Annotated in this window: 21 protein-coding genes; 18 read left to right on the top strand and 3 right to left on the bottom strand. The window is 29.2% G+C overall.

Translation table 11 applies throughout. The annotated features are described in order from the left end of the window. Window positions 1-44: 44 nt before the first annotated feature. From IPH62_08465 to IPH62_08410, 12 genes are all read left to right on the top strand, one after another. The gene (locus tag IPH62_08465) at window positions 45-2,462 is read left to right on the top strand and encodes a heavy metal translocating P-type ATPase metal-binding domain-containing protein (protein MBK7105303.1); all 2,418 of its coding nucleotides are present in this window, start codon (window positions 45-47) and stop codon (window positions 2,460-2,462) included. Then, a complete protein-coding gene (gene ccoS / locus IPH62_08460; GenBank protein ID MBK7105302.1) occupies window positions 2,462-2,644 on the top strand; it encodes a cbb3-type cytochrome oxidase assembly protein CcoS in 183 nt (60 codons plus the stop codon). Before IPH62_08465 ends, ccoS begins: the two co-directional genes overlap by 1 nt. 43 nt (window positions 2,645-2,687) lie before the next feature. Further along, window positions 2,688-4,814, top strand: a complete 2,127-nt coding sequence (ccoN, locus tag IPH62_08455) for a cytochrome-c oxidase, cbb3-type subunit I (protein MBK7105301.1) — start codon at window positions 2,688-2,690, stop codon at window positions 4,812-4,814. A 7-nt stretch (window positions 4,815-4,821) separates the two neighbouring features. Continuing rightward, window positions 4,822-5,025, top strand: coding sequence for a cbb3-type cytochrome c oxidase subunit 3 (locus IPH62_08450; GenBank protein ID MBK7105300.1), 204 nt, complete (start codon window positions 4,822-4,824; stop codon window positions 5,023-5,025). Then, on the top strand, window positions 5,012-5,827 hold the full coding sequence (locus IPH62_08445) for a c-type cytochrome (GenBank protein ID MBK7105299.1): 816 nt from the start codon (window positions 5,012-5,014) through the stop codon (window positions 5,825-5,827). The genes IPH62_08450 and IPH62_08445 overlap by 14 nt, the downstream gene beginning before the upstream one ends. A gap of 129 nt (window positions 5,828-5,956) precedes the next feature. Next, window positions 5,957-7,426, top strand: coding sequence for a cytochrome c oxidase accessory protein CcoG (gene ccoG / locus IPH62_08440; GenBank protein MBK7105298.1), 1,470 nt, complete (start codon window positions 5,957-5,959; stop codon window positions 7,424-7,426). Between the two features lie 15 nt (window positions 7,427-7,441). Next, a complete protein-coding gene (locus IPH62_08435) occupies window positions 7,442-7,885 on the top strand; it encodes a FixH family protein (protein ID MBK7105297.1) in 444 nt (147 codons plus the stop codon). Between the two features lie 141 nt (window positions 7,886-8,026). Next, window positions 8,027-9,145: a nitrous oxide reductase accessory protein NosL gene (locus tag IPH62_08430; GenBank protein MBK7105296.1), complete on the top strand. Its 1,119-nt coding sequence runs from the start codon at window positions 8,027-8,029 to the stop codon at window positions 9,143-9,145. Then, a complete protein-coding gene (locus IPH62_08425; protein MBK7105295.1) occupies window positions 9,138-9,452 on the top strand; it encodes a hypothetical protein in 315 nt (104 codons plus the stop codon). Before IPH62_08430 ends, IPH62_08425 begins: the two co-directional genes overlap by 8 nt. Then, complete coding sequence (locus IPH62_08420) at window positions 9,449-10,627, top strand: FtsX-like permease family protein (GenBank protein ID MBK7105294.1); 1,179 nt, start codon at window positions 9,449-9,451, stop codon at window positions 10,625-10,627. The genes IPH62_08425 and IPH62_08420 overlap by 4 nt, the downstream gene beginning before the upstream one ends. Next, window positions 10,624-11,292, top strand: coding sequence for an ABC transporter ATP-binding protein (locus IPH62_08415; GenBank protein ID MBK7105293.1), 669 nt, complete (start codon window positions 10,624-10,626; stop codon window positions 11,290-11,292). The genes IPH62_08420 and IPH62_08415 overlap by 4 nt, the downstream gene beginning before the upstream one ends. After that, entirely contained in the window at window positions 11,289-12,254 is a 966-nt protein-coding gene (locus IPH62_08410; protein MBK7105292.1) for a hypothetical protein, read from the top strand. Before IPH62_08415 ends, IPH62_08410 begins: the two co-directional genes overlap by 4 nt. A 9-nt stretch (window positions 12,255-12,263) precedes the next feature. On the opposite strand, the gene IPH62_08405 is transcribed toward IPH62_08410, so the two are convergent. After that, a complete protein-coding gene (locus tag IPH62_08405) occupies window positions 12,264-12,497 on the bottom strand; it encodes a CopG family transcriptional regulator (GenBank protein ID MBK7105291.1) in 234 nt (77 codons plus the stop codon). After that, window positions 12,475-12,759 (bottom strand): BrnT family toxin, encoded by a 285-nt coding sequence (locus tag IPH62_08400; GenBank protein MBK7105290.1) that lies wholly within the window; start codon window positions 12,757-12,759, stop codon window positions 12,475-12,477. The genes IPH62_08405 and IPH62_08400 overlap by 23 nt, the downstream gene beginning before the upstream one ends. 162 nt (window positions 12,760-12,921) lie before the next feature. Between IPH62_08400 and IPH62_08395 the strand changes: the two genes are divergently transcribed. The 6 genes from IPH62_08395 (at window position 12,922) to IPH62_08370 (ending at window position 17,505) form a co-directional block, all read left to right on the top strand. Next, complete coding sequence (locus tag IPH62_08395) at window positions 12,922-13,659, top strand: sulfite exporter TauE/SafE family protein (protein MBK7105289.1); 738 nt, start codon at window positions 12,922-12,924, stop codon at window positions 13,657-13,659. A 16-nt stretch (window positions 13,660-13,675) separates the two neighbouring features. Next, window positions 13,676-14,272 (top strand): SCO family protein, encoded by a 597-nt coding sequence (locus IPH62_08390; GenBank protein ID MBK7105288.1) that lies wholly within the window; start codon window positions 13,676-13,678, stop codon window positions 14,270-14,272. A 109-nt stretch (window positions 14,273-14,381) separates the two neighbouring features. After that, on the top strand, window positions 14,382-15,182 hold the full coding sequence (locus tag IPH62_08385; protein MBK7105287.1) for a hypothetical protein: 801 nt from the start codon (window positions 14,382-14,384) through the stop codon (window positions 15,180-15,182). A gap of 314 nt (window positions 15,183-15,496) precedes the next feature. Further along, entirely contained in the window at window positions 15,497-16,093 is a 597-nt protein-coding gene (locus tag IPH62_08380; protein ID MBK7105286.1) for an HD domain-containing protein, read from the top strand. 14 nt (window positions 16,094-16,107) lie between these two features. Then, window positions 16,108-16,608: a histidine phosphatase family protein gene (locus tag IPH62_08375; protein ID MBK7105285.1), complete on the top strand. Its 501-nt coding sequence runs from the start codon at window positions 16,108-16,110 to the stop codon at window positions 16,606-16,608. 99 nt (window positions 16,609-16,707) lie between these two features. Further along, complete coding sequence (locus IPH62_08370) at window positions 16,708-17,505, top strand: LysE family transporter (protein ID MBK7105284.1); 798 nt, start codon at window positions 16,708-16,710, stop codon at window positions 17,503-17,505. 60 nt (window positions 17,506-17,565) lie between these two features. Here the strand turns inward: IPH62_08370 and IPH62_08365 are convergent, their stop codons facing one another. Further along, window positions 17,566-19,632 carry a T9SS type A sorting domain-containing protein gene (locus IPH62_08365; GenBank protein ID MBK7105283.1) on the bottom strand — a complete coding sequence of 689 codons (2,067 nt, stop codon included), beginning with the start codon at window positions 19,630-19,632 and terminating at the stop codon, window positions 17,566-17,568. Between the last annotated feature and the right edge of the window lie 179 nt (window positions 19,633-19,811).

Raw genomic sequence — 19,811 nt, 5'->3', positions numbered from 1 at the left:
ATCTTTTAGCCTATCAATTAACATTCAACCTAAATTAAAAGAAAGTGAAGGCTGTAGAACAAATTAGTGTGACGGAAAAATTAATATGTTTTCATTGCGGTGAAGAATGCAATGATGACGAAATAAAAATTAATGATAAAATTTTCTGCTGTAACGGATGCAAAACCGTTTACGAACTTTTAGATGCTAATGATCTCTGCACTTACTATTCTATTGATGAAAATCCCGGTCAAAATAAAAAAAATGATATAAAGAAGAATTTTGATTTTCTTGATGATGAAGATCTAAAAGAAAAACTTATCGATTTTACCGACGGAAAAATTACAACAATTACTTTCAGCATTCCGCAAGTTCATTGCAGTTCATGTATTTGGATCTTAGAAAATTTGTACAAAATGGATTCGGGAATTATTCACTCCGAAGCAAATTTTTTAAAGAAAATTGTTTCCATCAAATTTGAAGAATCTAAAACCAATCTTAAAAATATCGTTATTCTGCTTGATTCTATTGGTTATGAACCCGATTTAAATCTTGCTGAAAAAGAAGTTGAAAAATCAGCAATTATTAATAAAAAGTTATGGTACAAAATCGGCGTTGCGGGATTTGCTGCTGGAAATATTATGCTTTTCAGTTTTCCGGAATATTTATCACTAAATGAAATTACGACCGATGATGTAAAACCGGTTTTCAGTTATTTGAATGTTTTATTTTCCCTTCCGGTATTTTTCTATAGCGCAAGCGATTATTTTATTTCTGCATTTAAAGGTTTAAGAAAAAAAATAGTAAATATTGATGTGCCAATTTCTATTGGAATTTTAGTTCTTTTCTTAAGAAGTCTTTACGAAATTTTTACACAAACCGGCGCCGGATATTTAGATTCTATGACTGCGCTTGTTTTCTTTATGATTGTTGGGAAATTGTTTCAGAGTAAAACTTACGCCGCTTTAAATTTTGAAAGAAATTACAAATCGTACTTTCCAATTGCCGTAACAATTTTGAAGAATAAAATTGAAACAACAAAACCCGTTGAAAAGTTAGAAGTTAAGGACAGAATAATTATAAAGAATGGAGAATTGATTCCCGCTGATTCTGTGCTGATAAATGGAACCGCATTTATTGATTACAGTTTTGTTACGGGCGAATCAAATCCGGTTGAGAAAATTAATGGCGATTTAATTTACGCCGGAGGAAGACAAGTCGGTGGCGCAATTGAAGTTGAAATTATTAAAGTGGTTTCGCAAAGTTATTTAACTCAATTATGGAATAACAAAACTTTCCACAAAGAAGATGAAAGTAAAATTGATGCATTTGTAAATGTAGTTAGCAAATATTTTACTTTTATAATTATTCTAATTGCCGCATCTGCCGCATTTTATTGGTTCCCTATTGATAAAAGTTTAGCATTTAATTCATTAACTGCTGTGTTAATAATTGCATGTCCGTGCGCGCTTGCTTTATCAACTCCGTTCACACTCGGAAATAGTTTAAGAATTTTCGGAAGAAATAAATTTTATATAAAAAGTACTTTGGTGATAGAAAAATTATCAAAAATTACTTCTATAGTTTTTGATAAAACCGGAACAATTACCGAAACTCAAAATGCTAAAGTTGATTTTGTCGGCGATAATTTATCGGAATTCGAAATCAAATTAGTTAAATCTCTTGTTCACAATTCTTCACATCCGTTAAGTAAAAATATTTTTAGAATTTTTCCCGATGCAGAATTATTTAAAATTTCAGATTATAAAGAAATTCCGGGACAAGGAATTTCCGCAAATATAAAGGGAATAAAAGTCCAAATTGGATCAAGAGTTTATGTAAATGAAACTTCGGATAAAGATGAAAATAATTTAAGCACAAAAGTGTATTTAGCTTTTGATGATAAGACAAAAGGATTTTTTACAATTTCTAATTCATACAGACAAAATTTGAAAGAAGTAATTTCAGCATTACAAAATGAATACAAATTATCAATTCTATCTGGCGATAATGATAATGAAAAAAAATTACTTGCGGAATTTTTTAATCCAAATACGGAAATGCTTTTTAAGCAATCACCTTTTAACAAATTAACTTATGTTGAGAAATTACAAGAAAACGGCGAGCAAGTTTTGATGATTGGCGATGGGTTAAACGATGCCGGAGCTCTTAAAAAAAGCAATGTGGGAATTTCAATTGCAGAAAATGTAAATAATTTTTCTCCCGCCTGCGATGGAATTTTGGATTCAAAATCGTTTGGAAAATTAGATGATTTTATAAAATTTTCTAAAACGAGCAAAAATATTATTATTTTAAGTTTTATAATTTCCTTTTTCTATAATATTATTGGACTGAGTTTTGCGGTTCAAGGTACTTTATCCCCGGTAATTTCTGCAATATTAATGCCTTTAAGTTCAATTTCCGTTGTGGTTTTTGCAACTTTAACAACCAATTTAATGGCTAAAAGGAGAAACTTAATTTAATGAATGTAATATTTGTTTTAATTGCGTTTAGTTCGTTTGTGGCAATAATGTTTTTAGCCGCATATATATGGTCGGTAAAAACCGGGCAATATGATGATAATTATACTCCATCTATTAGAATTTTATTTGATAACGAAGTGAGCAAGAATGAAAAGGAACAACCAAAAGATGCTGATAAATAAAAATATAGATTCTAACTAATTAACCATATAAGGAGCCTCTTTTATGAATGTTGAAAAATTCAGTTATGACAACCAGATAGTAAAGATGTTTTTGATTGCTACGGTTGTTTGGGGTGTAGTGGCACTAACGGTTGGCTTGTGGATTGCCATTGCCCTATATTACCCTGAATTAAACTTAGGCCTTGCTTACACTACTTTTGGTCGCCTAAGACCTTTACACACAAATGCAGCAATTTTTGCATTTATCGGTAATTCAATTTTTACCGGTGTTTATTATTCACTGCAACGTATTTCTAAAGCAAGAATGTTCAGTGACGTTTTGAGTAAAATTAATTTCTGGGGATGGCAATTAATAATTGTTCTTGCGGCTGTTACCTTAGTTGCCGGAATAACTACTTCCAAAGAATATGCTGAATTAGAATGGCCGATTGATATTTTGATTGCATTAATTTGGGTTGTTTTTGGTGTAAATATGATTGGCACTTTGATGAAAAGAAGAGAAAAACATATTTACGTTGCAGCTTGGTTTTACATTTCAACATTTGTAACTGTTGCTGTTTTGCATATCGGAAATTCTATTGAACTTCCCGTTTCATTTTTGAAAAGTTATCCAGTTTATGCAGGAATTCAAGATGCTCTTGTTCAATGGTGGTACGGACATAATGCTGTTGCATTTTTCTTAACAACTCCATTTTTAGGATTAATGTATTACTATTTACCTAAAGCTGTTAACAGACCAATTTTTTCTTATAAACTTTCAATCTTACATTTCTGGACATTGATATTTATTTACATTTGGGCTGGACCTCATCATCTATTGTATTCAGCAGTACCTAATTGGGCACAATCTCTTGGAACAGTATTTTCTATAATGTTGTGGATGCCTTCTTGGGGTGGAATGCTAAATGGTCTCTTAACATTAAGAGGTGCTTGGGATAGAGTTAGAGATAATCCGGTGTTGAAATTTTTCGTAGTAGGTGTTACGGCTTACGGTATGTCAACCTTTGAAGGACCAATGTTATCATTAAAAAATGTTAATGCACTTGCACATTTTACTGATTGGATTCCTGCTCACGTTCATGTTGGTACTTTAGGTTGGAACGGATTTATGACATTTGGAATGTTATACTGGCTTGTTCCTAAAATGTGGAAAACAGAATTATATTCTAAAAAATTAGCTAATGCACATTTCTGGATTGGGACTTTAGGAATTGTTGTTTGGGTTATCCCAATGTGGTGGGCTGGTATTACACAATCACTAATGTGGAAGGAATTTACTCCGCTTGGTTTACTAAAATATCCAAACTTCTTAGAAACCGTTTTACAAATTGTTCCAATGTACATAATGCGTTCAATTGGCGGGACATTATATATTACCGGATTATTTATTGCTGTTTACAATTTAGCTAAAACAATGAAGCAAGGTTCTTTTGAAGCAAACGAAGCTGCTGAAGCGGCTCCGCGCGGACCAATGACTGAAAAATTAAAATACGGAATGATCCACAGATATCTTGAATCCAAAACTTTATTATTTACGGCTTTAGCTTTTGTTGCAATTATTATTGGCGGAATTATTGAAATAGTTCCAACTTATTTAATTAAATCAAACATTCCAACTATTGCATCGGTAAAACCATATTCTCCTTTAGAATTGGAAGGAAGAGATGTTTATATTAAAGAAGCTTGCAATAGCTGCCATTCACAATTGGTAAGACCATTTAGATCCGAAGTTGAAAGATATGGCGAATACTCAAAAGCCGGCGAATTTGTTTATGATCATCCATTTTTATGGGGATCAAAAAGAACAGGTCCGGATCTGCACAGAATTGGCGGAAAATACTCCAACATGTGGCATTATTTGCATATGGAAAATCCAAGATCAATGTCGCCTGGTTCTTTAATGCCGACTTATCCATGGTTAATAGAAAACAAATTAGACGATTCCAATCTTGAAGCAAAAATTTCTGCGATGAGAACTTTAGGAGTTCCATACTCAGAAGGATTTGAATCGCAAGCAAGAGCCGAATTAACGCAACAAGCGCAGACAATTGCTAATGATTTATTGGATAACGGAATTGTTGTTGAACCGGATAGAGAAATAATTGCTTTAATTGCCTATCTCCAAAGATTAGGCACAGATATTAAAGCAGAAGTTGCACAAGCTAAATAGGTGAAAAATGAAATTTTCTAATTACTTAAGCTCAATTGAAAATGTAGGAATTTATCCGGTAATAACTTTGGTACTTTTTCTTGGCGTTTTTATTGGAGCAGTTATTTGGATCATCACAAGAGACAAAGAATATATATCAGAATTAGAAAAAATTCCTTTAGATAATGATAATTTTTTAAATAATAAAGAGAACAAAAATGAAATTGATTAAAAAATTCAAAACAATAGCTGTGCTATTTTTGTTATTCATTTTTAGCTCACCTGTTATTGCTCAAACTGCAACTGAAACAGGAAGTGAGCTGGGATCAATAATCAAAATAATGGTAGCAGTAACAGCTTTTTTAGTGGCAATAATTATGTGGCTTATTTTGGTGTACTCAGAAAAAGGAGAAGCTGCTGAAGAATCCGGGTTTAAAAAACTTATGCATCTTTTAAACCAAAGACCAAGTATTAATGATGAACAAAAACTTCTTTTAGATCATGATTTTGATGGGATAAAAGAATTAAATAACAAAATTCCGCCGTGGTTTATGGCAATATTTTATGGATCAATAATCTGGGCTGTAATTTATATGGTTGATTTTCATATTCTCGGTTCAGGCAATGTTCAGGAAGATGAATATACGGCCGAAGTTGAAGTTGCTTCCATGGAAAGAGAAATATTAAACAAATCCGGAAAATTGCTAAATGAAGATAACGTAACTGTTACAAATGATGCTGCGGCTTTAGCAAATGGGAAGCAAACGTTTATTAAAAACTGCGCTGCTTGTCATGGACAAAATGGAGAAGGTTTGGTAGGACCAAATTTTACTGATGATTATTGGATTCATGGCAATAAAATCAATGATCTATTTAAAACAATAAAATATGGTGTTCCGGCAAAAGGAATGATAAGCTGGCAAACGCAACTTGATCCCAACCAAATGCAGGAAGTTGCAAGTTATATTTTAACTTTAAGAGGATCCAATCCAGCAAATCCTAAAGCACCGGAAGGAACTTTATATACTTATTAAAATACGAAGCCTTTTTCTTATTTATAACCCTGGTTTACAAAATATGTTTGCCAGGGTTTTTTATTACATAAAAATATTTTGTAAGTTTTATTTAGTAAAAATATTTTATAGTCTAAAAAACTTAACACTATGAACACACCAAATCAAACCCCAAACAATGAAGAATTTAGAGATCATCTTGCAACCGTAACCGAAGAAGGAAAAAGAATTTGGGTTTATCCAAAAAAACCTTCAGGTAAATTTCATAATTACAGAATTATTGCTGCAATTTTACTTTTAGCAGTTTTGTTTTTGGTTCCACTAATTAAGGTGAACGGTCATCCTTTAATGCTTCTGGATATTTTAGGCAGAAAATTTATTCTATTTGGAATTGCTTTTGGTCCGCATGATTTTCATCTTTTTGTATTAACAATTATAGGATTAATAATATCCGTCTTTTTATTTACAGTTGTTTACGGAAGAATTTTTTGCGGCTGGATTTGTCCACAAACAATTTTCATGGAAATGGTTTTTAGAAAAGTAGAATATTTAATAGAAGGTGATGCAAATAAACAGAAAGCTCTAAACAAACAACCATGGAATGGCGAAAAGATTTTCAAGAAAACATTAAAGCAAGCAGTTTTCTTTGTATTAGCATTCTTAATAGCTAATGCTTTACTTGCTTGGGTTATAGGCGTTGATGCTTTATTTGAATTAGCTAGCAAACCAATTCCGGAAGTATTAGGCAGATTTATTGCAATGATTTTATTTACCGGTGCAACATATTTTATGGGTGCATATTTCAGAGAGCAAGTATGTACAATGATTTGTCCATATGGAAGACTTCAAGGTGTTATGCTTGATCCTAATTCTATTGTAATTCATTATGATTATAAAAGAGGCGAACCAAGAGGAAAAATCAAAAAAGGCGAAGATCAAAATTTAGGCGATTGTATTGATTGTCATCTATGTGTTGATGTTTGTCCAACCGGAATTGATATAAGAAACGGAACACAATTAGAATGTGTAAACTGCACTGCTTGTATCGATGCTTGCGACGATGTAATGGTTAAAGTAAAACGTCCAGCCGGTCTAATTCGTTATGCATCAAAAAATGAAATTGAAACCGGAGTTAGAAAAATTTTCACTTCAAAAGCAATTGGATATACGGTAGTTTTGATATTACTATTTAGTTTAATTGCATTTTTATTATCAACAAGATCTGATTTTGAATTATCAATTGTAAGAACTGCAGGCTTGATGGCGCAAGAACAACCCGGAGAAAAATTAAGCAATTTGTATGATGTAAAAATTATTAATAAAACTTTTAATACCGTTCCGGCAACTTTAGAATTAGAAAATATTGAAGGCGAAGTTAAATTGTTAACCGGAGATTTAATAATTCAGCCTCAAGGAATTTCCGAAGGCAAATTTTTTGTAATTATTCCGCAAAAAAATATTAAAACATTAAATACGCCAATCCAGATTGCAGTTAAAGCGGAAGGAAAAATAATAGATATTATTAAAACCTCATTCTTAGGAAAAGTTAGCGGAAAAAGAATTGAACAGGAAAATCACGAAAATAATGAAATGAAAGATTCCAAAAGTGAGAATGACTAAAAAGGATTTAATAAAATGAAAATTAGTTGGGGTGTTGGAATTACAATTTCAATTATTGTATTTATGCTCATTTCATTTTGGTTAATTTATTTTTCATTCAGCCAAGATGTGAATTTAGTTAGAGATGATTATTACGAAGCCGAAGTTCAATACAACGAAACAATGGAAAAAGTTAAAAGAACAAATCAGTTAACTGAAAATTTAAAAGTATCTGTCGTTAATAATTCTATTGAACTTCGATTTCCCAAAAATTTTAATTATAAAAATATAAACGGAAACATTTTTTTATTTAGACCTTCAGAAAGAAATAAAGATTTAACAATTCCAATACAAATTGATTCGAATTATTTTCAAGCAATTTCTACAAATAATTTACTTCAGGGAATGTGGAAAATTAAAATTGATTGGAAAGCTGATTCCGTTGCTTACCAAAATGATGAAATAATAATGATTCAATAATTCATAATACTTTTGAAGAAAAAAATAATTTTCAGCAATAAAATCAAACTTCCAAAATATTTTCAATTTGTAAATCAAATTACTTTTAAGCAGTAATTTATTAATTTTACATTATTATCATTTGTTTTAGATGGAGAAAAAATGAAAAAAATAATTTTTGCCATTTTATTAATTTCGAATTTCTTAATTGCGCAGGAAACAGATTTTGTAAAAAATGCTGAGACAAATAATGCTATAATTTTACAAAAAGGTGACGCAAAAGATTGGTGCTCGGTTTGCGGAATGAATTTGAAAATGTTTTACAAAACAAATCATGCAATTGAACTTAAAGATGGAACATCAAAACAATATTGTTCAATACACTGTTTATGCACAGATAAACCAAATCATAAAAATCAGATAAAAAATATTTTTGTTGTTGATGCAAAAACGGAACAGATGATAAATGTAAACGATGCTTTTTATGTTGTTGGAAGTGATGTTCTGGGCACAATGTCGTCAGTTAGTAAAATTGCGTTTTCATCTAAAACTGATGCTGAAGATTTTAGCAAAAAATTCAACGGTAAAAATATTATGGACTTTAAATCTGTTTCTGAAATGGTTGAAAAAAAATTATCTGAAGAAACAGAAATGCTGATGAAACGAAAAGAAATGAAAGTTTATCCTAAAGGTGAAAAATTATTTAATGAACTTTGTGATAAAAATATTGATATTAAAAATTTTTCCAATATTGCAGAATTGAAAGCTCATTTAAAATCTAATAATATTTGCAAAGATGTTGATGAACAAAAACTTCAAATGATTGCACTTTATTTGTGGGAAGTAAAGGCAAAAGAAAAATCTGCTAAAAATGAAAGCCAAAATATTGTTGTTCCGGAAAATGCAAAATGTCCGGTTTGCGGAATGTTTGTTTACAAATATCCCAAATGGGCGGCAGTTATAGAAACCTCAAAATCAAAATTGTATTTTGACGGAGTAAAAGATTTAATGAAATTTTATTTTGAGCCGGAAAAATGGAGTGATATAGAAAAAGTAAAATCAGAAATAATTTCCGTAACTGATTATTATTTACAAACTAAAATTGACGGCAAATTTGCAGTTTATGTAATTAATAGCAACGTACTTGGACCAATGGGGAACGAACTTATTCCCTTCACTGATGAAAAAAGTGCTAAAGAATTTGTAAAAGATCACGGCGGTAAAATAATTTCAAAGTTTGAAGAAATAACAAAGGATTTAGTTTACAAGTTAGATGAATAAATCAACAAATAAATTATTAGCTGCATTTTTTATTGTTATCATTTTTTCAACTTTTGAAATTATTTATTACAGTATTGACTTTGCCGAAAATAATTTATTATTTGAGAAAAAAAGAAAAGCTGCTGCGTTAGTAAAATTGCCGGATTTAGCTTTAGCTTCAGAAACTATTTGGATAAGACACCGCTCTATTGCAAATGTTTTTTCTATCTTTCCGGAAGACGGAACTTTACTTGATTATTATCCTTCATCATTTGTATATAATATTCATTTTTATAAAAATCAGATAAATGCTGGAAAAGTAAAATGAATTTTAAACTTCTTGAATTTACTTTAAATTTTCTCCAGCGTCGTTTTGTAAAAAAAATTTCTGTGATTTTTGTTTTTTCACTTTTAGTTTTTTTACTCGTTTCTGTTTTTACAATTTCATCATCAATAAAAAAAGAGTTGGAAATAACTGTTGATTCCTTGCCGGAATTAATTGTTCAAAGAATGGTAGGAGGAAGACAAACTTTAATTCCGATTGAAAGAGTTTACAAAATTGCAACTTTACCAGGTGTTTCGAATGTTAATGAAAGAATTTGGGGATATTATTATTTCGTAAATGAAAATGTAAATTTTACAATTGTTGGTTTAGACTTTGATCTAAAATCTTACAAAGAAAATTATAATGATATAATAAATTTTTATTCCGATAAAATCGATACGGTTTCATCACCTTTTATAATTGCCGGTGAAGGCGTAATAAATCTTCTCGAAAAAAATTTCTACAAAAAATATTTTGTTTTCAATAAAGCGAAAGGCGGAAAGTTAGAAGCAAAAATTCTGGGCTCATTTACAAGCGAATCAAACTTAGAAACCAACGATATAATTCTAATGCCCGTAAATTATGTTAGAGAATTATTTGATATGCCGGAAAACTTTGCGAATGATATAATCGTTCAAATTCCAAATCCCAACGAAATTGAAATTGTAAAACAAAAACTTCAAAATTTGTTTCCCGATTGCAGAATTGTTAGTAAGGATGATATTGAAGCGTCCTATCAAAATATTTTTGATTACAAAAGCGGAATATTTTTAGCACTTCTTATATCAGCATTTATTTCATTTTTTATTTTAATTTATGATAAATCAAGCGGATTAAGCAAAGAAGATCAAAGAGAAATTGGAATTTTAAAAGCTGTCGGCTGGCAGACAGAAAATATTTTACAAATGAAATTTATTGAGGGAATTTTTATTTCACTCTTTTCATTTTTTCTTGGAACCAGTCTTGCTCTTTTTTATGTTTTCAATTTACAGGCTCCATTATTAAGAAATATTTTTACCGGAGTCAGCAAACTAAAACCTTCGTTTCAACTAATTCCATTTGTTGATTTTAATATTCTCTTTTTAATTTTTATTCTTACCGTCCCAATTTATATTTTGGCAACAATTATTCCTTCTTGGCGTGCCGCAATTATTGATGCTGATGAGGTAATGCGTTGATTGAACTAAAGAACATAAATAAAATTTATAATATTGGAAAAGCAGATGAGCATCATGTTCTGAAAAATATTTCTCTAAAAGTTGGAAAAAATAATTTTACAATTTTGCGTGGACCAAGCGGGAGCGGCAAAAGCACAATTTTATCAATTGTCGGCGGATTAATTAAACCAACAAACGGCGAAGTTTTTGTTGATCAAAAATCAATTGCAAAGCTTCCGGATAAATTTTCTTCTTTGTTGCGACAAGAAAAAATTGGTTTCATATTTCAAAAATTTAATCTCATTTCAGATCTTAGTGCGTTTGATAATATTGTAGCTCCATTAATTCCAAGCAAATTGCATAAATCAGAAATTGAAAAAAGAGCAGAAGAAATATTAAATGATTTTTCTATTATCGAAAAAAACAATGTTCTGGTAAAAAAATTATCCGGAGGAGAACAGCAAAGAGTTGCAATTGCAAGAGCATTAATTAATCAACCGAAAATTATTTTAGCAGATGAACCAACCGCAAATTTAGATGAAAAGCTTTCTCATAATTTTGTTGATATAATTAGAAGGTTAAAAGAAAAAGGTATTACAATTCTTTTAGCAAGTCATGATCCTATATTTTACAATTTGGATTTTGTTGATGAAATCATCGATATTCATTTGGGTGAAATTAGATGAACATTTTACTAACTCCGGAAGTAATGGTTTTGCTTATTGAAGATTTTCTACTTTTCGTCTTCAACACAATTGCCGCAATAATTTCTTATAAAATATCTAAGAATTTTAACTTAAGTGAAACATCTTCAAATCAATATAATCTTGAAAAGCAAAGTTACTTGGCTTCTTACATTATTAAGTTTTCATTGTATCTAAAAATTGTTTCAATAATATTTTTCATTTATACATTAGATAAATTATCATTAATTATTCCCGGCGCAATGTGCGCAGTTGGTGTAACTTCTGCATCTGATTTTGGTTTATATCTTTTGTTGATAAAAATTTTAAATATTTATTTATACGGATTTTGGATTTTGATAAATAATCAAGATTTGAAAAACGAAAGTTATCCTTACACAAAAAGTAAGTTTAAATATTTTTTATACATCTATTTTTTCTTTTTAGCTGAAGTAATTCTACAGTACCTTTATTTCTTTGATATTAAACCGCAAGAGCTTGTAAGCTGCTGCAGTACAGTTTTTAATTCCGAAACAATCTCTATTGTTGGACAACTTACAAATATTCCGAATTACATTTCCGTACCAATATTTTACGGACTATTTTTAGCTCTTCTCTATTTCACTTTTAAGAAAAATCTAAAAGTAATAGGAATTGTAAATTTGGTTTTTCTAATTTTTTCTTTAATTACACTTACAAGTTTTTTTGGAACTTACATTTATGAACTGCCAACACATCACTGCCCTTTTTGCATTTTACAAAAAGATTATAATTTTATAGGTTACTTTTTATATATTTTTCTGCTTGCCGGAACTTTTTTCGGAATCGCAAATTTTGTCTTGAAATATTTCTTCAACATTGAAATTGATAGAATAAAAATATCGCTATCATTTAATTCTGTTTATGCTATTTCGGTTACTTTTTATCCGATAAAATATTTTTTAATAAATAGAGTTTGGCTTTAATATTTTTAACTAATTTGAATAATGGGAGGTATAATTATCAAGTAAATTTCTAATAACTTTTTGATATTGGCTGCCATGTTTTTTAGCAATTTGTTTAAAAAACTCAATACTTGACTTACTCAGATTCAGTGTAATTTTTATAGTTTCTTCCTTGTAAACTAAATCTTCCGGTTTAGGTAAAAAATCCTTTACAATTAGTATTTCACCAAGTTGTTCATCACTATATTTTATTTTCTTTTTCATAAATTTGTTTCCCCTTTCTCCAATAACCAGCGCCAATAATTCTTATTTTATTTTTTCTTAAAGTAAATCTTACCGTAACAATTTCATTATTTATTTTACCAAAACAATAATATCTCTTTTCAATTTTACTATGTTCAATATCTTCTGCAATTACTCTTTGAGGATCAGAAAAAGCAAATTGAGCTTTTTCAAAACTCAAACCATGTTTTTCTTCATTAATTAAATTTTTTAAATCATCCCATTCAAAAGTAGAATTTTTTATCAAACTTAAATCCAAATAATTAGATATAAATATACATACTTTTATATGGACGATCAATCTTAAGATAATTTTTATTTCTGAAATAATGATTATAATTTGCAAATCATTTTTAATTCTTATAGAATCAAGTTAATTTTATTATAGTAATAATGAAGAATTTTTATGGGTCCAGAAGTTTTAGGCGGTTTTTTAATTGGCTTTTTAGGTAGTTTCCATTGTGTGGGAATGTGCGGACCAATAGTATTAGCTTTGCCAACCGGAAATTCTTCAAATTTTATTTTAATTATTAGCCGAATACTTTATAATATTGGTCGAGTAATTACGTACACATTTTTTGGAGCTGTATTCGGATTTTTTGGAAGAGGAATTACTTTTGTTGGATTTCAACAATTTGCAACAATCGCAATCGGAATTTCAATTTTACTTTATTATTTGTTACCGAATAAATTTAAAGGAAAATTATCTTCAACTTATCCTTATCAATTCTTAAGCAATTTTGTAAAAGGTTCATTTAAAAAATTAACAAAATCCGGTTCTCCATTTTCACTTTTAATTTTTGGAATTTTAAATGGATTTCTGCCTTGCGGATTTGTTTATGTTGCGTTGGCTGGAGCAATTACAACCGGCAATGCATTATCCGGAGCAATATTTATGGCACTTTTTGGCTTAGGCACAACTCCAATAATGTTGGGAACTGCTTTAGTTGGAAAATTTATCAGCATAAATGTAAAACGAAAAATGAATAAATTAATTCCTGTATTTGCAATAATTTTAGCAGTTATTTTTATACTTAGAGGTTTAAATTTAAACATTGATTATATTAGTCCAAAATTATCTAATGATGCATTGCAAAATGCAGAATATTGTGAACCCGATGAACTACCATCCTCGAATAAATAATTTTGTAGAGTGAAAAATGAAACTAAATTTAATGTTGATATTTATTATAATTTTTTTAGTGTTAATATCTTGCAAAGCCGGTTTAGAGGAACTTGAAGATTTAAACAAACATTCCTATTCTTTATTCAATCAAGACAGTCTCGAAATTAAATTTCCTAAAATTATTAATGAAAAAATTGCGGTTGTTGGTTACATTTTTTCTAACTGCGTTGATGTTTGTCCATTAACAACAAACAACATGCGTTTAATTCAAGAGGAATTAAATAAACAGAAAATTCAAAATGTAGAATTCATTTCAATCAGTTTTGATCCTGATGTTGATAAACCTTCCGTACTTAAAAGTTTTGCAAAAGTTAGAGATTTAAATTTGGCTAACTGGCACTTTTTAACCGGCTCAAAAGATGTTATTGATTCTTTAATGAAAAATGTTGGAATGGTAATTATCAAATCGGATTCTACAGTTTATGAAAACGGATTAAAAACTTATTACTATGTTCACACGGATAGAATTCAGTTAATTGACCAAAAAGGAATTGTACGAAGAAATTATATCGGAAGTAAAATTAATATTCTTGAAATTGTAAATGATATAAAATCCTTATCAAATAAATAATTATTATTTCCTTAAATAAACTCAATTGTTTATCAATAATTGTATTGCAATAATTAAATTTTTTATTTAATTATTAATTAGAATTTAAATCATTAATTTTAATTCATACGTGAACAAATCAAACTTTAAAAAATATTTGTCTTCATTATTGTTTGCCTCAACATTAATAATTGTTAATAACTGCAAAGACAATTCATCGGAACCGGAAACACTATTTGAATACAATAAAAGATTTACCAATTCCAAATCGATCCCAGAAAATATTAACGTAATTAAAATTTCCAACTCAATTGGATTTGTAATTGTTAACGGCACAACAAATGTAAACGAAGCATCTTTTTTATTGGATAAAACTGTAAAAGTAAAAGAACTATCTTTAAGTGAGGAAGCATTTAGTAAAATTGTTTTGAATTCTTCTCAGGTTCAAGATACTTTAAATATCTTTGTTGATTCTCCGGAAAATGACAATGAACTTTTTAAGAATAATTTGAGTATTAATATTCCTTACAATAAAAAACTTTTCATAACAAAATATAATGAAGGAAGTTATGTAAGTTATTTGGATTCCGACGTAAAAATTGAAACCGTTGATTATGAATCAACGGTGAATAGTGTTTATGGTTCTATAAATATTAAGTCAATTAAAGGCAACATAACAGCAACAACAAGTTTGCCAGAGAATGGAAATTGTACAATAATTTCCGAAAGTGGAAATATTGTTGTGAAAATTCCAGCCAGTTCAAATACAAATGTTAATCTAAAAACTGATTCCGGTAATCTAAATTACACTAATTTGAATTTAACATTAACATCTTCAACTTCGAAAGAAATTAAAGGAACACTAAACAATAACCAAGGTGAATTATATTTATATTCCAATAAAGGGAATGTAACTTTGGAAGGATTTTAAGTAGTACAATTAATTGATGGTTTCTCATTTTCATTTTTGTTTGAATATTCCCGCCAAAATAAAATACAAACTCATTCTTAATAAATAATAGAAACTTCTGAAAAATTAAATTAATGCTGCTTGTCATTCCCACGAAAGTGGGAATCCAGAGAGAATTCAATAGATTCCCGTTTTCACGGGAATGACAATTTGAATATTTCAGAAGTCTCTAATAATTAGGCAAATTCGAATAAGTTTTTCTTACATTTAATTTATATTTTGTGAATAGAAAATGAAAATTAATTTAAATTATTTTATTTCAGAAAAAGTATAGAATGAATATTCAGTTAATTTCCGATCATATTTATGATTATTATGAAAAAAATAATCCGCCGGAAAATGTTTATCATGATATAAATCATATAATTGAAGTTGTTGAAGCAGTAAAATTAATTGCAAAAGCAAATTCTCTAAATGAAAATGACATTCAATTAATTACTATTTCTGCTTGGTTTCATGATATTGGGCATATAAAAGTTTGGGAAGGTCACGAAGAATTAGGCGCAAATTATGCTAAAGAATTTTTAAGCAATTATGAAATTTCGGAATCTGAAATTCAAATAATTGTTGATTGCATTAGGGTTACTGCCATTCCTCACAATCCGAAAAATTTGTTGGAAGAAATTATTTGCGATGCAGATGTTAGTCATGTTGGATCAGAAAATTTTTTTGAAAAAAGCATTTTATTAAAAAAAGAAATTGAATTGAGAAAAAATAAAACCTTTTCTGACATAGAATGGATTAAAAAAAATATGGATTTTGTTATTCAAACAAATTTCTATACAAATATTGGGAAAGAAATTTTTGAAAAACAGAAACAAATAAATCTAAAAAAACTTTTTCAAGAATATAAATTACTTTCGGAAAAATAAATACGGATATTGATTTGAAAACACTTTATTTGATGCGCCATTCAAAATCAAGCTGGGAAAACAGATTACTTTCAGATTTTGATAGACCTTTAAATGAGAGAGGATTAAGAGATGCTCCCTTTATGGGAAATCTTTTAGCAAAAATAATTAAAATACCGCAGCAAATTTTTACAAGCCCGGCTTTACGAGCAATTACAACCGCAGAAATTGTTGCCCAATATTTAAATTTTAATTTGCAAAAAATAGTGAGGGAAGAAAAAATATATCATGCAGTAGTTTCTGATTTGATGCGAATTATTTATTCATTATCGGATGAAATAGAATCTATAATGTTTTTTGGACACAATCCAACTTTTACACAAATTTCAAATTATTTATCAGATAAATTTATTGAAAATATTCCAACGAGCGGTTTCGTTCAAATAAATTTTGACTTAGATACTTGGAAAAAAATTGATGGAAAATCCGGAGAACAAATTTTATTTGAATATCCAAAAAAATATTCTAAATCTTAAAACAAACTTTTGAATTTCTGCATAAAATTTACTTTTTGTATTCACAAATTCATTTACTAAATTAAATTTCTAATATCACTAAAATTAAAATAAAATTTAATGACAGAAAGTTTATTTGTAATAATTGGCTTGGGATTATTTGCGGGTTTCTTTTTTTCGGTTCCTATTGCCGGGCCAATCAGCATTTTAGTTACATCAAACGCGCTAAATAATAAACTTAGATATTGTTTGCGTTTAGCTTTGGGAGGTGCATTAATAGAATTTCTTTATGTTTTTATTGCGGTTTACGGTTTAACTTCTTTATATAATTATTATCATACCGCAATACCAATTATTTTAATTGTCGGATCCGTTTTCTTAATTTACGTTGCGGTAAAAATTCTTAGAACCAAATTAAAGATAGATCAATTAAGAAAATCTGATGATGCTGAAAAAAAAATAAATACATCCGGCGGATTTAGAACCGGATTAATTTTAAATCTTACAAATCCTTCCTTATTTCTTGGATGGTTCACATCTTCATTTCTGCTGCTTTCTTTTGCATCTTCAATTGGATTAAACACCGGCGGATTAGATATTTTAATGTACGATAATGTAATTTCGCTTGAAGAAATAACTGGCAAGAAATTAGAAAGTTTGGAAAAGTATAATTTTCAGCCAAATGGCGAGACCGCAATAATTACAAGGAAATCATTGCCATCGTTAATTTTAAGTATTGCTTATGCATTTATGGTTGGAGTAGGAAGTTTTATTTGGTTTTATTTTCTCTCAAAATTTTTGATTAAATATAAAGAGAAATTAAAAATAGAATGGTTGAATGGAATGATAAAGTCTTTAGGAATTTTTCTTTTGGGAATTGCAGTTTATTTGATTTATCAGGGAATAGTTTTGATATAGATATAGGTTAAGTTTATTTAGAAGGATGATTTAATAATCATCCTTCTAAATAAGAATATTTTACTTTAGCAGAATCATTTTTTTAGTATTTTGATAATTTTTTCCACTTGCTCCAATCGCCTGAATTGTATATAAATAAACTCCACTTGTCAATTTTGAACCATCAAAATCAATTGAATGATTTCCTGTTGAGTAATTTTTATTATCAATTTCTAGTAATTTTTGTCCTAATAGATTATATACTGATAAAATTACTTTAGAATTTTCCGGTAAACTAAAACTAATTGATGTTGAGGGATTAAACGGATTGGGATAGTTTTGCATTAAGTTATATTCTTCAGGAATATCATTATAAACGATATCTGTTAATGGGCTAAAATTAGCAACGATTTCTTTTTTTGCAATAACTTTGAATACAAAAACCGAATCAGTGCTAACAATTGAACCATTTTCTGTCCAATTATCAAATTTCCATCCGGTATTTGGAGTTGCCGTTATACTTGCTTGCGATCCTTCACCATAAATTCCGTCACCAATAATAGTACCTCCATCGGTTGGATTGCCTGTAGCCAAAACTTCAATAGGATTTGCTCCATTTTGAATTACTCTTATTGAATCTGAAAGAAATTCACTTTCTATGTGAATTACTCCAACTCTTTTACTCGTATCAGTATTAGCACTAAAATTAACAATCAATGATGCTTCACCTTCTGCCCCATTTATTGAAGTTGTTATCCATTCAGAATTAAAATTTAATTGCCAAGGATGATTGGATTCAATATAAAAACTAACTTCTCCATGCTTATTAGCTACTTCCCAAAATGAAGGGTAAAGGTTAATAAAATAATTTGCACCAACCTGTACAATCTTCGTCGTTTTACTAATTTCTCCATTGAAAACGGTAATTAATGCAGTTCTTTCATTACTACTATTATTTTTTAGATATGATATTTTAACAGACGCATTTCCAAAGCTATCTGAAGGTAAAATTGTAACCCAATCTGCATTGCTCGATATTGACCAATTTATATTTGATACTATGTTTAAATTAATTTCGCCAGAATTAAAATCAACAGATATAGAATCTGGATTTAATTCAATATAATTTGCTGGTTGACCATCTTGCGTTAAGTTTACAGTTCTTGTTAAATTTCCACCAATTATTGTAATCGCAGCCGTTCGGAAATTTTCAGAAGTATTCTCCTGATAATTAACAATAAAAGAACCATCATTACTACCTGAAATAGGGACGATAGACAACCAATCAGAATTTTCATTAATTGTCCAATTAACATTTGATTCAACAGTATAGCTTATCTGACCAGAAGAAAAGCTAACATTTTGATTTTGAGGAGTAATAGTTAAACTATCTGGATCAACAACCGCACCGTAAGTTACAGCTTTAAAATTTCTATATATTATACCTGGAACAGAGTTAGTATATTTATCACCGACTCCCGGTGCGCTACCAAGCCAAATTCTATGATCTTTGGGAACATAATCATAGATTCCATCATTAACAGACCAAACAACGGTTCCATTTATTGTTATTGTAAACTTTTTATCCTTCCATTCTGCTTTTACTGTATACCAAGATGTTAAATTAGTAACATAATTTAAGCCTGTTGGTTCTTCTCCCCAATCTTTTGCAATTAATCCTTCACTTGTATATCCAAAGACTGCTTTTGTTGCATTTAATCTCTCTGGCGTTGGTGCGGCACATTGAATAACAGATTTAAAAGCATTTTTATTTTGTCTGTAATGGAAATTCCATCTGAAAAAATTGGTTTTAAAATCATCAAAATATAAAATAGGTTCTGATATTCCTCTCCCATCATACATTCCAAAAAAACCATTATCAGCATCACCTTCAGCGTCCTCGATAGCAGAAGCTGTAAATCCTTTAATTTGAAATTCAATATATCCATTAGGAACTTCGTATGGCAGAATATATAAAATATGCCCAGTTCCCTTTCCTGGTTTATACCCTTCCGACGTAAAAGTACCACCAACTGAAGTTCCATATGTAGTTGAGCCAGTTAAGGGATCTTCAAAAATAGTTGTTTGAGTGAATAACTTTACATTTAAGATTACTATTATAAAAAACAAATATTTTATTGTTTTCATATATTATTCCTTAAAACTCGTAACCAATTGCAAAATAAATTGTACCTATAAAAATAAAATTTAATAATAAATACCACAAAATAAATTAACCTTATCTAAATAAATGATCAATATGTTAAAAAGTATGACAAGAATCACAAATAAAAATAATTATAAAGCTAAATGTAAAAAATGAAATT

The organism is Ignavibacteriota bacterium, from assembly GCA_016708125.1.
Taxonomy (GTDB): Bacteria; Bacteroidota; Ignavibacteria; order Ignavibacteriales; family Melioribacteraceae.
This window is presented reverse-complemented; position numbering and strand designations above follow the sequence as displayed.